This window comes from Candidatus Kapaibacterium sp., assembly GCA_023957315.1.
In the GTDB taxonomy this organism is placed as follows: domain Bacteria; phylum Bacteroidota; class Ignavibacteria; order Kapaibacteriales; family UBA2268; genus PGYU01.
Window position 1 is genome coordinate 101,090 of record JAMLHE010000006.1, and the last position, 13,422, is coordinate 114,511.

Below are 13,422 nucleotides of genomic sequence, written 5' to 3' on the forward strand. Positions count from 1 at the left end.
TTAATATTACAGATTACTAATGAATGAATTTTTCACACTTATAAAAGAAGACGGAGAAAGCAAAGCAAGAGCGGGGCTTTTGAAAACTACTTATGCCGAAATCGAAACTCCGGTATTTATGCCCGTCGGAACTAATGCAACTGTCAAGGCGATTCAACAGCGTGAACTCGTGGAGTTAGATACGCGCATCATTTTGGGCAATACCTATCACCTTTACTTGCGTCCCGGCGATGACACAATTCATGAATTCGATGGTTTGCACAAATTTATGAATTGGAATCGCGCAATTCTGACTGATAGCGGTGGTTATCAAGTATTTTCGCTCAAAGACATCAGAAAGATTACCGATGATGGAGTAGAATTCAAATCGCACATTGATGGCTCGAAGCACTTTTTTACACCTGAAATTGTGGTTGACATCCAACGAAATTTAGGCTCCGATATTATGATGGTGCTTGATGAATGTGCTCCTTATCCGGCAGATAGAGCCTATGTACGCAAATCTATGAATCTTTCGCTTGATTGGGCTGAACGTTCAATCGAATATTTCAGACCCAAAACACCCAAATACGGCAACCAACAATTTATGTTCGGGATAGCCCAAGGCGGAATGTATAATGATTTGAGGGTCGAGTATTTGCGGAAAATGATAGACCTTGATTTTGATGGAAATGCTATTGGTGGTCTCTCTGTAGGCGAACCAAATGAAATGATGTATGATATTACTGAACTATCCACTGATATTTTGCCTAAAGATAAACCGCGCTATTTGATGGGAGTCGGCACTCCGATTGATATTTTGGAATGTATCGAACGGGGCATAGATATGTTTGATTGTGTAATGCCAACGCGGAATGCAAGGAACGGGCAATTATTCACTTCGCGTGGGAAAATCAACATCAAAAATGCTAAATATAAGCTTTCAAATGAGCAAATTGACCCGAATGTTGATTCATATGCCAGCCAAAATTTCTCACTCGGATATTTGCGACATCTTTTCATTTCAGATGAAATTCTGGGATTGCAATTGGCATCATTGCATAATATTGCCTTCTATCTTTGGCTTGCTCGAACTGCAAGAGAGAAGATTTTATCGGGAGATTTCAAGAACTGGAAAAAAGACTTTATCCAAATTTATAACGGAAATCAAGGTTAATTGGTTGATTTTTTGTACTTTTGTAAATAGATCATGAGTTTATTTTAAATAAATAGGGACAAGAAATGAATCACATTTTTTCTACAATAATGATGACACCTCCCGGCGGCGGGGATGGTGGTGGTGGCGGTATGATGTCAATGCTTTTGATGTTTGCCGTTGTAATTGCAATCATGTATTTCATGATGATAAGACCACAACAAAAACGTCAGAAAGAACATCAAAATATGCTTTCTAATATTCGCAAGGGCGACAGAGTCATAACAACTGCCGGCATGCACGGCTCAGTTACAGATTCGGACGACAAAACTTTTACACTCCAAATAGCTGATAATGTAAAAGTCAAGTTTGAAAAAGCGTCTATTGCAAGTAAGCTCTAAGATTTCGCTTATTCTATAAAAAAGGATTTTATAATGTTAAATACAATTGAAGAGGCTTTGATTGACCTTGCTTCCGGCAAGGTCATTATCGTTATGGATGATGAGGACCGTGAGAACGAGGGTGATTTAATTGCATCTTCGGAGCTTTGCACTCACGAGACTATCAATTTCATGAGCACGAAAGGTAAAGGTCTCATCTGTATCGCTATTACCGAAGCTCGTGCAAGAGCACTCGAATTGGAACCTATGGTTAGAGTCAATTCTGCATTGCACGAAACTAAGTTTACTGTATCGGTTGATTATGCTCATGGCACATCGACCGGAATTTCAGCTTTCGACAGAGCTATTACAGTAAGGGCTGTTGCCCGACTTGATACTAAACCATCGGATTTGCTTCGTCCCGGTCACGTATTTCCGCTTGTAGCCCAAGAAGGTGGCGTCTTGCGTCGTGCCGGTCATACTGAAGCAACTGTAGATTTAATGAGACTTGCAGGTTTGAAGTCAAGCGGTATTTTATGCGAAATGATTAGCGAAGACGGTTCGATGGCTCGTATGCCAGAATTAGTCGATTTTGCTAAGGCAAATAATATGAAAATCATTACCATAAAGGATTTAATCGCTTATCGTCTCAAGACCGATAATTTAATAAAATGCACCGCTGAAGCAAAATTGCCTACAAAACATGGAGATTTCATAGTTCATGTTTACGAAAGTGAAATTGACCAATTTGAACACTCTGCTTTAGTTTTGGGTGAAATTGACCCCGAAAAGCCAACTTTGGTCAGAGTGCATTCCGAATGTCTAACCGGTGATGTATTTGGGTCAATACGTTGTGATTGTGGCGAACAATTGGAGAAATCACTCGAAATGATTGCCAAAGCCGGTAACGGTGTGTTGCTTTATATGCGTCAAGAGGGAAGAGGTATTGGACTTATCAATAAAGTCAAAGCATATTCACTGCAAGATGCCGGACTTGATACTGTCGAAGCAAATGTTGAACTTGGATTTGCACCCGACCCACGAGATTATGGAATTGGTGCACAAATTTTGCGTTCACTCGGAATTCGTAAGATGTCATTAATAACAAACAATCCACGAAAGAGAGTTGGACTTGAAAGTTACGGGCTCGAGGTAGTTGATTTGGTTCCGCTTCAAATTGAGCCGAATGATTCAAATAGACATTATCTCGAAACTAAAAGAACAAAATTAGGACATATACTAAATTCTTTGTAACTTTGTATTGTGTTCTTAGTGAAATTTAAAAAAAATTAGAACTTTTCACTGTTTTGAATAAAGCCGATATTTAGTGTAGCGGCTTTATTTTTAATTTATATTACTTTTAAAAAGGTGTAGCTATGTCGAATACGATATATATGACCAAAGAAAAAATTCAAGAATTGGAAGAGGAATTGCGAGTACTCAAAAGTATTGGCAGACCGGAAATGGCTCGAAAGATTGCCGAAGCTCGTTCTCATGGTGATCTCTCCGAGAATGCCGATTACGATGCTGCTAAAGACGCGCAAGGTCTGATGGAAATGAAGATAAACAAAATCTCCGAAATACTTTCTCGTAGTCAAATGATTAGACCTGATGAGTTCCCGGATGATAAAGTTTATATTCTTTCAAAAGTTAAGATTAAGAATCTTAATAACAATAAAATAATCGAATACATTATGGTTAGTGCCGAAGAAGCAGATTTTGAACAAAACAAAATATCTGTTTCATCACCTTTGGGCAAATCCCTCATGGGGAAAGCAATCGGTGATATTGCGGAATTGACTGTTGCATCCGGCACTACTAAATTTGAAATCCTCGATATTTCAAAATCAATATAAAGTTTTTATTTTTGCATTGAATATCCCGCTTGTCGGGATATTTTTTTTTAGGGTGATTAAACTTTTTTCAAATTTATTTGTCTATACTATAAAGAATTATTCAAAGGTCAATAAGTGGGTACGGCTCTTTTGGCAAATCATATTGAAAACGATACATTGACGGGCGAAGCTGAAGGCAACGAAGTTCAGAATGCAAATCAATTTGTGAATGCAAATAAGAACTTTGTGTTTTCGACTGCCTTGAGATTCACCAAAGACTATGACGATGCTGACGATATTACTCAGGAAGTTCTGATAAAAGCTTTGTCCAACCTTGGGGGATTCAATCATCAAAGCTCTGTCAAAACTTGGCTATATCGGATTACTGTCAATATGTGTTTGAATTTCAAGAGAAAAAAGTCTGTGATTTCGTTTTTTTCAAACTTCAAGTCAGAATCTGAGTATGACATTGATTCGAAGGAAGCCTCTGCTCACAGCAAAATGGAAAACAATGAATTGTTTGAACGATTCAATCACGAATTAACAAAATTGCCCGAGAAACAACGTGAGACCTTTGCATTACGATACTTTCACGATTTGTCCTATCAGGAAATTTCTGAACTCTTAGGGACAAGTGTCGGTGGATTGAAAGCGAATTATTTTCAAGCTGTTAAAAAGCTTGCTCAAAATATGAAGGATTTGAGGTGAGGTGGAAATTATGAATGAAATGACAAGAAAACAAGTCGAAGAAGCATTGCCGGATTATCTTTTCGGTGCTTTAAATGAGAGCGAAAAAATAGATTTCGAGCAATCAATCGTGCAATATCCTGATTTAGTTCAAGAATTGAACGAAGCGAAAGCATTGTTTGACAGAATTGACAAAACTGATTTTGACAATGCTGTAAGCACACAGACACGCAATATGAGCGTTAAAGTGAACAGGAAGTTGTCTGCGAATCACAAACATCTCAAGAGATTCAACTTGTTGACTCGATTTGTTTTGCCTGCTGCTGCAGTAGTGCTGATTATGTTTTATACTTTATTTATAGCTAATGATACGAGTGATAATACAATCGAACTGAAAAATCAATCGCTCACAAGCAATTTAGATTTAGATGAAATTGCTGTGATACTCGCTGAATCCGAATCTGAAGACGTTGACGAAGTGACGATGAACACATCATTCAATCAAATCAATTTTCCCGATGTTTACAGCGATATAATTGAAGAGATGTATTACGAGGAAATGTATAATTACATAGACCAAATCACAAACTACGTTGGTACAAATTTTAGTTATAATAATAATTTATATAGCAATTTCGAATCTTATGAAGAAGACGAATTTCAAGATATATTAAAGGAATTAGGAAATGTTGGCAAATTCAATTAAAATAATATTTAGCGTTTTTGTTTTGCTCATGATTTCGATTCCATCATATGGGCAACAAGTCGAAAAAGCAAGAGAGCGTATTGAAGCATTCAAAAAAATGAGAATGCTTGAAATATTGGAATTATCAGGCGATAACGCCGATAAATTTATCTTGCGTTACAATGAATATGACAAAGATTTTAAAGAACGAGTTTCAATTTATGAAAAAGCTGTTGATGAGCTTGAAAATTCAATTGTTAATCAATCTGAGGAGAAAATCATAAACGATAAATCTCAAAATGTAATAGCTGCTCAAAGAAACGTACATAAGTTGATTGAAGAACGTTCAACTTATTTTAAAGACTTTCTGACAGCCGAACAAATTGGCAAATATTTGGTTTTTGAAAAGAGATTCGATGACAGACTTCGTGAAATGCTTGTTGATAATCCCAAAAAAGCTCGCCCGGGCGGATTTGGACCTAACAAGAGACGATAATACTGAATTTTATATCAGCAAACTTGCTATTGTGGCTGTCAACAAATTTGCTAAAGCACCAATGAGCATTGCTTTAATCCCTAATTGAGCAATTTCATTACGCCGTTCAGGCACAAGTGAACCGATTCCGCCGATTTGAATGGCAATTGAACTGAAGTTAGCAAAACCACACAGAGCAAAAGTTGAAATAATGGCAGTTCGTTCACTGATTGCACCGCTCCGAATCAGCTCACTCAAATTTGAATAGGCAAGAAATTCATTGACTGAAATTTTTGTCCCGAGCAAACTGCCGAATGTTTGAGCCTCAGCAGCAGGTATTCCCACTAAAAAGGCAAATGGCATAAAAAGATAACCCAAAAGCTCTTTAAAACTTGACGGGACACCGCTAATACCCATATTACTCAACCATGAACTCAACAATCCCAAACTTCCGTCAAGAACTGCGATTATTGATATAAATGCAATTAACATCCCAATTATATTCAGCGAAAGTTTTACTCCATCGGTAGCTCCGTTAGATATGGCAATTAGTACATTTGATGATTCGGGAATTTCAACTTGCTTGATTTCATTCAATGATATGATTTCTTTAGGAGGAGGGATTACAATTTTAGAAAGTATCAAGCCACCGGGGGCAGAAATTATACTTGCTGTGACCAGATAAGTGGCATCTATTCCCATTGCGATATATGCTGCCATCACACCACCGGCAATTGTAGCAAATCCGACTGTCATTATTGCAAATAATTCTGAACGAGACGTTGATTTGAGGTAGTGACGGATAAGCAAAGGTGCTTCAGTTTGCCCGATGAAAATATTTGCTGAAGCGGATAAGGATTCGACACCTGATGTTTTGAGAGTTTTTTGTAGCACCCATGCCATTGAGTAAACGATTTTTTGAATTATTCCATAATGATACAAAATCGAAACAAAGGCTGAGAAAAATATTATCGAGCTCGAAATTATCAATGCAAATTGAAAACCGAATATTGGCATATTCGCAGGGTCTCCCAATCCACCAAACATGAATTTTGCAGCTTCCAAGCTATGATTGATGAAAATGGTAACCGAATCACCCAAACCACGGAACAAATCTACGCCAAAAGGTACTTGCAGTACAAAAATTGCGAGCGCAAATTGGAGTGTAATACCCAAAACCACAATTCGCCATGGGAATTCCCTTTTGCTTTCTGACAAAAGCCAAACCAAAAGAAAAATTATTGGGATGCCAAGCAAATTTATTATCATTGTCATAATATTTTTTATAAAAAAGTCAAAAATAAGAAATTAGAACTTTTTATATTTGAAAATATTGATTAACAGCCATTTGAAAAACAATTGTGGAAAAGTTTTCTCTAACGGAAATACCGGCTTTCAAATTGTTCATCTTGATTTTATCAGGAACTATTGCTCTATTTGTCGCAGACCTTGATAGTTCTACATTGATGTACCTGATAATTGGATGCATTATAGCAGGTTGCATTGCCATCTATTCAAAATTAAAATTTGTTTCGTATATTTTTTTCGTTGTTGCAGCCTCCTCAATTTTAAATTTCAGGATAAGTCAGGATAAAATTCCATTTCAAGACAATTTCTCACCGACTATTTCAGGGGTATTTCAAGGGGAGATAAGCCACGTCGTAGCCAAAGGCGATAACTGGGTCAATTTTATTGCCGATGGTTCATTCGACAACAAATACACAGGCGAAATTCCCGAATGCCGCTTCTACATTCGATATGCTTTTGTGGATAGCAATCTGATTAAGCGAATGTTGCCTTCTGCAAAAATCAGTGTCAATCTGAAAGCTACATTACCTCAAAAAAAGCAATTAGACAATGAATTTGACCAACGTGCTTATGCGTTGGCAAATGATATTGACTGGTTTGGGGAAGTGCGCGGAAATAATTTAGCTCAAATAGGATTTGCGAATAAATTCAAAGTGTATTCCTATCAAATTCGAAAAAATGCACAAGCCAGAATTGACAGATTATTCAATCCTAACACTGCTGCAGTCGTTACAGCTTTACTCACGGGTGAGAAATCCAAATTATCACCCGAATTGAGAGACGTATTCTCCCAATCAGGAACGGCGCATTTATTGGCTGTATCCGGTTTGCACGTTGGTATAATATCAGTTATAGCTTGGTTCTTGCTCGCTTTCGTCAAGAATTTGCCATTCAAAATCGTATTATTTTTGATTTTAATTTGGGCATTCATTTTGTTTACAGGGTTCCCACCGTCAGGAATACGAGCCGGCATTTTTGCAACTCTTTACGTAATCATAAAAAGTTCCCAAAAGCAAGCAAATTCGCTGAATGTTCTTGGTTTGACAGGCTTATTGATTCTACTTTTCGACCCAACATCAATTTTTTCAGCATCATTCCAGATGTCATTTGCAAGTGTTTTCGGGATTCTTGTTTTTTATACTACTTTCCGAAATGCACTGATTAGATTATTCAAAGTTAGCATAAATCCTTTTTCGCAATTCATTGTCAATTCTTTATCCCTAACCTTGTCTGCGAGTTTAGTCGTATCTCCAATTGTGGCGTATTATTTTGGCATATATTCAGTCGTTTCACCTTTGGCAAATTTGATTGCAGTGCCACTCATTACTCTTTCATTGGTCTATTCGCTGATTGGTGTGTGCATTTCATATTTGTACTTTGATTTGGGACAAATTTTTTGCAATGCTGCAGAGTTTCTAATCGGATTGACTGAACAAACCAATAGGGCAGCAGTGTCATTTGATTTTGCTTATTTAATGTCAGATTTTGTCGTGTTGCAATCCGCAATTGTTTCACTGTTAATTGCCTATGTTTTGATTGCACGTGAAAACAAACATCTATTATCGCGATTGATAGTTTCAGTGGTGTTTTTCGTAGCATTTATAAATTTGATTCCCGAAAAGGCGAGCGAAACGGATAAAATTGTTCTTCGGGAAGATTTTGTAGCCTATATCAATGATACCGATGACGGTCGCTATGTTTTTGTTTGCGACAGGCGCCCGAGAATTTATCCCCGCAATGATTATTACCTGAATAATTACCTGAATGATTACGAAGGCATGATTTATGTTGGCTATACAGGCAACTGTGGAATCAATATTGCTGATTTTCTTAAAGAACAAAGAATCATCAAAGATTTTGAAATTGACCGAGAAACGTTAAATTTGTTAAATGAAGTTTGTGACCTTGATAAAAATTTTATAAAAAGAGTAAGATACGATGATAGAAATTGAAATTTTAAACACTGCAATTTTTCCTTCTGATATTATTTCCGGTGTTACAATGCGGAATCAAGCGGCATTTCAGCCCTATGGTTTCACGATTTCGGGTAATTATTCCGATGAAAATATTGTCAATCAACATCGAAAATTAATGGCTGATTATTTGAATCTCGAGCTTAATGCCGTAAAATATCAAAAGCAAGTGCACGGTGATGAAATTCAAATTGTCGATTTCGATACCAAAATTAACGAATCCGACGCTATGATTACTAACCTAAAGGGTTTAGCCCTTGTTGCATCTGTTGCTGATTGTGCCGCTATTTTGCTCTATGATGCTAAAGCTAAGGCTATAGCTGCAATTCATTCGGGATGGCGAAGCACAACGCTTAATATCGTTTCTAAAACTATTGAAAAGATGAGTTCTGAATACAATTCCAAGCCGGAAGATTTAATTGCTTATATCTCGCCATGTGCCGGTGGCGACAGTTATGAAGTGGGAATTGATGTTGCTCAATATTTTCCCAATAGTATCAAAAGGCTCTCTGAGGAAAAATTTCTATTCAACATCAAAAATGAAGTGCATAATCAGCTAATCGTGAGTGGGATGCCGCCTCAGAACATTGAGATGTCAGAAGTTTGTACAATCAGCAATGAAAGTTACCATTCTTTCCGTCGCGATGCTGACAATTCCGGTAGAATGGGAGCATTTATTATGATGATAGGCACACCAAATGACTAAAAAAATACTTTGTGCAATTACTGCTTTTATTTTTACAAACATGCTTCTGTTTGCTTACTCAACTAATGATAACGGCAATTCATATGGCAATACTATAATTACAAATGATTCGGTGAGCTTGTTCTACGATTCATTTTTTCTGGATGAAGTGCTTTCAAATTACGCCTTGAGCTACGATATTCCCGAAGAATTTGACAAAAATGTCGTTTCCTTGTTGTGGGGTTCCGGACGTTCAAGTACAGTTTTTTTTGATGGAATTCCATTGAATAGCACCTTGTATGGCGATTTTGATTTTCTCCGAATGCCTTATAATGTATCTCAAGTGATTCGAGTAAACACATCATTCCCAAATAGTAAGCAATCGCCATATAACAAATCCGGGTATGTTTTATTGCAATCAAATAGGGAATATAAAGCAATGAATAAAATCAATGTTCAGGGTGGCAACGCAAATGGGAGCTCATATTTTTCATTATTAGGGGGTAAATCAAACTTATTCTGGAATGTTTCCGGTAACTTTTACACTTCAAATGGTCATACAATTTCATCGGACAAACCGGATTCCATCAGCATTTTGCGGGAGAATAGCAAAGCTCGCCATTACTCAATGTTTGCTAAAGCCGGAATTAAAGATGATAACTCATTGCTTATGCTATCCGTCTTTTTTTCGGATATTAGTCGCGATATACCGCTGAATATTTATTATGACTCGCTGCGTGCTCAAGAAATTGGTGGTGGTTTGAGCCTTGTCAACCTTGAATTTGTTACCATTTTGAATAGCTTTGTTTCCATCGATGGCAATATTTATTTCAAAGGGTCAACCCGCGATATAAATGGTAGCTTTTCAAATGTTTCATTAGCTGATACTCATTTCAGTACAAAAGAAGATGAGCAATCGCTCGGAGCCAATGTTCACACAAAAATGAGAATCATTGATGGCATCCGAACAAATTTGAATGTTGGCTATAGACGTGAAGTTTCTGCGATGACTACACTTCGGAATTCACTTGAAGAGTACGGTCGAATAACGGCAGAGACATTAAATGCGAAATTTGACATTGGGAGCAAACTTTCAGAACTTTTTGATATTAATGCTGCTATTGAGTATATGATTTTTCATCCTGTCAGCACAAATGAAATAGAGTTGTTGAGCGATTTGAGCAGTGTTGATGCTTATTTGCAACTCGTAACTCATTTGTCGAAAAATATTACTTTGTCAAACTTTGCAAAAATTGGAGGACAACTGCCTCCTTTAGTATTGATGAGTGAAAAATTTTCATCCGTGCCTATTCAATTAGACCCCAAGATTGAGTCTGTAACTCAATTCAGTTCGACGTTAAATTGGCAATTCTCAGAGTTAGCGAATGTTGTCTTATCATACAATTATGTAGATGCAAGCGATGTGTCTTATGTTGGCTTTTCGGACACTGCTTTAGTAGTGCTTCGAGATGGCGAATATAAGGTTCATGGCATTGGCGTTGATTTGCGGGCTACTTTGTATAATTTTGATTTCATTTTGCGTGGTGATTACAAATTGAACAACAACGGCTCGATTAGCTTATTCAATCGTCCACGCTCACAGCTTTTTTGTCAAATCAGCCATGCCTTTGATTTCGGATTTGAATGGAATGTAGAAGCAAAATATCAAGGTGCAACTCAGGATTATGATTCTATCGAACAGCAGCTAATTGATTTAGATGAATTCACAGTGTTTAATATTCGAATCAGCCAACAGGTATTCAAGCAAAACGAAATATTTTTGAGAATCAACAACATCACGGATGACTTCCGCTTGAAAAGCTGGGGCAATCCCATCAAAGGACGCAATTTCATCGCCGGGATAAATTTGCATTTTTGATGTGAAAGTCTGTAATAGTAAGCATAAAAAAAAAACTGCCTTTGAGGGCAGTTTTTTTGCGGAGCTGACGAGACTCGAACTCGCGGCCTCCTGCGTGACAGGCAGGCGCTCTAACCAAACTGAGCTACAGCTCCGTAATTTTTGTGGACCCAAGGAGGATCGAACTCCTGACCTCATGAATGCCATTCATGCGCTCTCCCAGCTGAGCTATGGGCCCCTTTCTGGTTGTTGTTCATACCGTCCCACTTGGGAGATACAAAAGTAATACTTCTTTTTAACACATGCAAGAAAAATTTTCACTTGTGGAAAAAAATTATCGTACTATCACAAAGGGTACGACTTCTGTTTTGCCGCTATGACTCAACATTATGTAGTAAGCACCTGTAGCCAAACCGGTTAAATCTATCGAAGCCTCATTGATACCGACTAAAACTTTACTTTCCGTATGGCTGTAATAAAGGCTTCCTGTAAGGTCAAAAACTCGCAAATCGTACCTGCCTTCCCTTTCGACGAAGAAATTCAATGTGCTTTGTGCTGTACCGGAGTGTAGAAAATTAGGATATAAGAACGCGGACGCTGTTTGAACAAACCGTGGCGATTCGCGATGCTCGAAATTATGTACAAATGATGTGTCACCAATTTGAATCGTAAAATACTCATCTACCGTGTAGGGGGCACGTCTCCGCTTGGAAGTTGATTCGGTATCCAAATAAAAATCGATATAAGAGTTGACAGCCAAATCCAAAGGAATATCGCATACAAATTGGTCAGCTATACTTGTTTTTTTCATCGGATATGGAAAGTATAAGGATGTTTCGGTAAATTTGACGTAAAGATAGGCTGATTCAATCGGCTTGTCTGACTTGATTTTGAAGAAAATTCTCTGGAAATTCTGTGATGGATACGTCGAAAATGGAGATATTATGATGTCATAATCAATCATTGCTTGGAACAAATCCGGGATACCGTGACCATAGTCATTGTCCGGAGAGTAGTATCTGTCTGATGATTTGAGCAAAATTTGCTTTGCATCATATGGTTTCAATTCAGGGAATGCACTCAGCATCAATCCGATTGCTCCGGCAATTAAGGGCGACGATAATGATGTTCCCTTTGTGGAAATGTAAACATCAGCTTCACTTGGGTTGACACAAAAGACGAAGTCTCCAATTGTCGTCAAATCCGGCTTGATTTTTCCGGTAGAAGTCGGACCTCTCGCACTAAATCTTGATACATCAACACCGTTGGGTTGAACTGAACCAACTGCTAACACACTGTCAGCATCAGCCGGTGAATTGAGAGTTTTAGCTCCGGGTCCGCCATTGCCTACTGAATTGACGAAAATTATTCCTCGTTGGGCAGCCAAATTAACATAAATTGAAGGAATCGTGCTATTGCCGTTCAATTCATCAAAAGTATAAGATGAATCTGAACTATCGAATTTGTTGTATCCCAATGAAGCATTAATTATATCCACGCCCTGAGATTCGAGCCATTCAATACCTGCTGCGAAATTATCGGTTTCGATTTGTTTCTCTGAGCGAATATCCTCAGTTTTAGCCAAATAAAAGGCAGAATTGGGCGACATCCCAATAAATCTGGGGTTATCAAAACCTGCTACAACAGACATCACCAGAGTTCCGTGATGGAATTGGTGAGGGTGCTCGCCATCTTCATTTTTGACAATTTCGTCATTATTAATGAAATCATACTCTGCTGCGACATTAATGTTAGCAAAAGCAATAGCTTTTTCGTAGTCAAAACCACTATCTAAGAATCCAATATTTACATTATCGCCAAAGATTCCCAATTTATGAATTTTGTCAGCATTGATTAACTTGATTTGTGTAAACGAAAATCCGTAATCAATTTTGCTGTAATCATACGTATCCACCTTGATTAAGTCCTGCAAATTCAGACTATCGCCCTTAGTAGAATAATTACTATCCGTCAAGCTAAGTAATGAATATTTATTCGCAGCGGTTTCGATTTTCTTTACAAATGGTAGTTCACGAAGTTCATCAATTAGCGATGAATCTGCTCTTACGATGCAATAGTTTTTCCATTTAAGTGTATGTATAATTTTTGCACCTACATTTTCGATTGCATATATATAATCGGAGTAAATGGGTGCATCTTGAATGGAAACGATTTCGCTCGGATTGAGGATTTTAGCTCTACGGTCAAGTGCTGCTTGAGTCAATGAATTGAGTGTTTCGGTGTATAAGGGGCTTCCTGGCTCAAATACTTCGGGACCTTTATCGCTCAGATAAATTCTAAATACTTCAGAATGCAGTTGCGAAAAAATTCCGAAAAGCAATAGAGTGATTGTGACAAATTTAGTTTTCATTATAAAGAATGTTACTTTTGTAAAATGTAA

At 37.6% G+C, this 13,422-nt stretch carries 12 protein-coding genes and 2 tRNA genes; 10 read left to right on the forward strand and 4 right to left on the reverse strand.

Translation table 11 applies throughout. The annotated features are described in order from the left end of the window. Positions 1–19: 19 nt before the first annotated feature. From tgt to M9949_08060, 7 genes are all read left to right on the forward strand, one after another. Positions 20–1,156, forward strand: a complete 1,137-nt coding sequence (gene tgt / locus M9949_08030; protein ID MCO5251354.1) for a tRNA guanosine(34) transglycosylase Tgt — start codon at positions 20–22, stop codon at positions 1,154–1,156. A gap of 65 nt (positions 1,157–1,221) precedes the next feature. Next, a complete protein-coding gene (gene yajC, locus M9949_08035) occupies positions 1,222–1,536 on the forward strand; it encodes a preprotein translocase subunit YajC (GenBank protein MCO5251355.1) in 315 nt (104 codons plus the stop codon). 33 nt (positions 1,537–1,569) lie between these two features. Further along, the gene (locus M9949_08040; protein MCO5251356.1) at positions 1,570–2,769 is read left to right on the forward strand and encodes a bifunctional 3,4-dihydroxy-2-butanone-4-phosphate synthase/GTP cyclohydrolase II; all 1,200 of its coding nucleotides are present in this window, start codon (positions 1,570–1,572) and stop codon (positions 2,767–2,769) included. A gap of 122 nt (positions 2,770–2,891) precedes the next feature. Then, a complete protein-coding gene (gene greA, locus M9949_08045) occupies positions 2,892–3,371 on the forward strand; it encodes a transcription elongation factor GreA (GenBank protein ID MCO5251357.1) in 480 nt (159 codons plus the stop codon). Positions 3,372–3,500: 129 nt separating this feature from the next. Next, positions 3,501–4,058, forward strand: coding sequence for an RNA polymerase sigma factor (locus M9949_08050; GenBank protein ID MCO5251358.1), 558 nt, complete (start codon positions 3,501–3,503; stop codon positions 4,056–4,058). Positions 4,059–4,068: 10 nt separating this feature from the next. Further along, entirely contained in the window at positions 4,069–4,743 is a 675-nt protein-coding gene (locus M9949_08055) for a hypothetical protein (protein ID MCO5251359.1), read from the forward strand. Next, positions 4,724–5,218 carry a hypothetical protein gene (locus M9949_08060; GenBank protein MCO5251360.1) on the forward strand — a complete coding sequence of 165 codons (495 nt, stop codon included), beginning with the start codon at positions 4,724–4,726 and terminating at the stop codon, positions 5,216–5,218. Before M9949_08055 ends, M9949_08060 begins: the two co-directional genes overlap by 20 nt. Positions 5,219–5,227: 9 nt before the next feature. On the opposite strand, the gene M9949_08065 is transcribed toward M9949_08060, so the two are convergent. Continuing rightward, on the reverse strand, positions 5,228–6,472 hold the full coding sequence (locus M9949_08065; GenBank protein ID MCO5251361.1) for a NupC/NupG family nucleoside CNT transporter: 1,245 nt from the start codon (positions 6,470–6,472) through the stop codon (positions 5,228–5,230). Between the two features lie 86 nt (positions 6,473–6,558). On the opposite strand from M9949_08065, the gene M9949_08070 reads away from it, so the two are divergent. From M9949_08070 to M9949_08080, 3 genes are read left to right on the forward strand one after another with little or no spacing between them, the layout of a single operon-like run. Continuing rightward, positions 6,559–8,457 (forward strand): ComEC/Rec2 family competence protein, encoded by a 1,899-nt coding sequence (locus M9949_08070; GenBank protein ID MCO5251362.1) that lies wholly within the window; start codon positions 6,559–6,561, stop codon positions 8,455–8,457. After that, positions 8,444–9,184, forward strand: a complete 741-nt coding sequence (pgeF, locus tag M9949_08075) for a peptidoglycan editing factor PgeF (GenBank protein ID MCO5251363.1) — start codon at positions 8,444–8,446, stop codon at positions 9,182–9,184. The genes M9949_08070 and pgeF overlap by 14 nt, the downstream gene beginning before the upstream one ends. Beyond that, positions 9,177–11,042, forward strand: coding sequence for a TonB-dependent receptor (locus tag M9949_08080; protein MCO5251364.1), 1,866 nt, complete (start codon positions 9,177–9,179; stop codon positions 11,040–11,042). Before pgeF ends, M9949_08080 begins: the two co-directional genes overlap by 8 nt. Before the next feature lie 59 nt (positions 11,043–11,101). On the opposite strand, the gene M9949_08085 is transcribed toward M9949_08080, so the two are convergent. From M9949_08085 to M9949_08095, 3 genes are all read right to left on the reverse strand, one after another. Beyond that, positions 11,102–11,176 (reverse strand) — tRNA-Asp (locus M9949_08085). 10 nt (positions 11,177–11,186) lie between these two features. Beyond that, positions 11,187–11,259: transfer RNA gene (locus M9949_08090), tRNA-Ala, on the reverse strand. 96 nt (positions 11,260–11,355) lie between these two features. Beyond that, a complete protein-coding gene (locus M9949_08095; protein MCO5251365.1) occupies positions 11,356–13,392 on the reverse strand; it encodes a S8 family peptidase in 2,037 nt (678 codons plus the stop codon). Between the last annotated feature and the right edge of the window lie 30 nt (positions 13,393–13,422).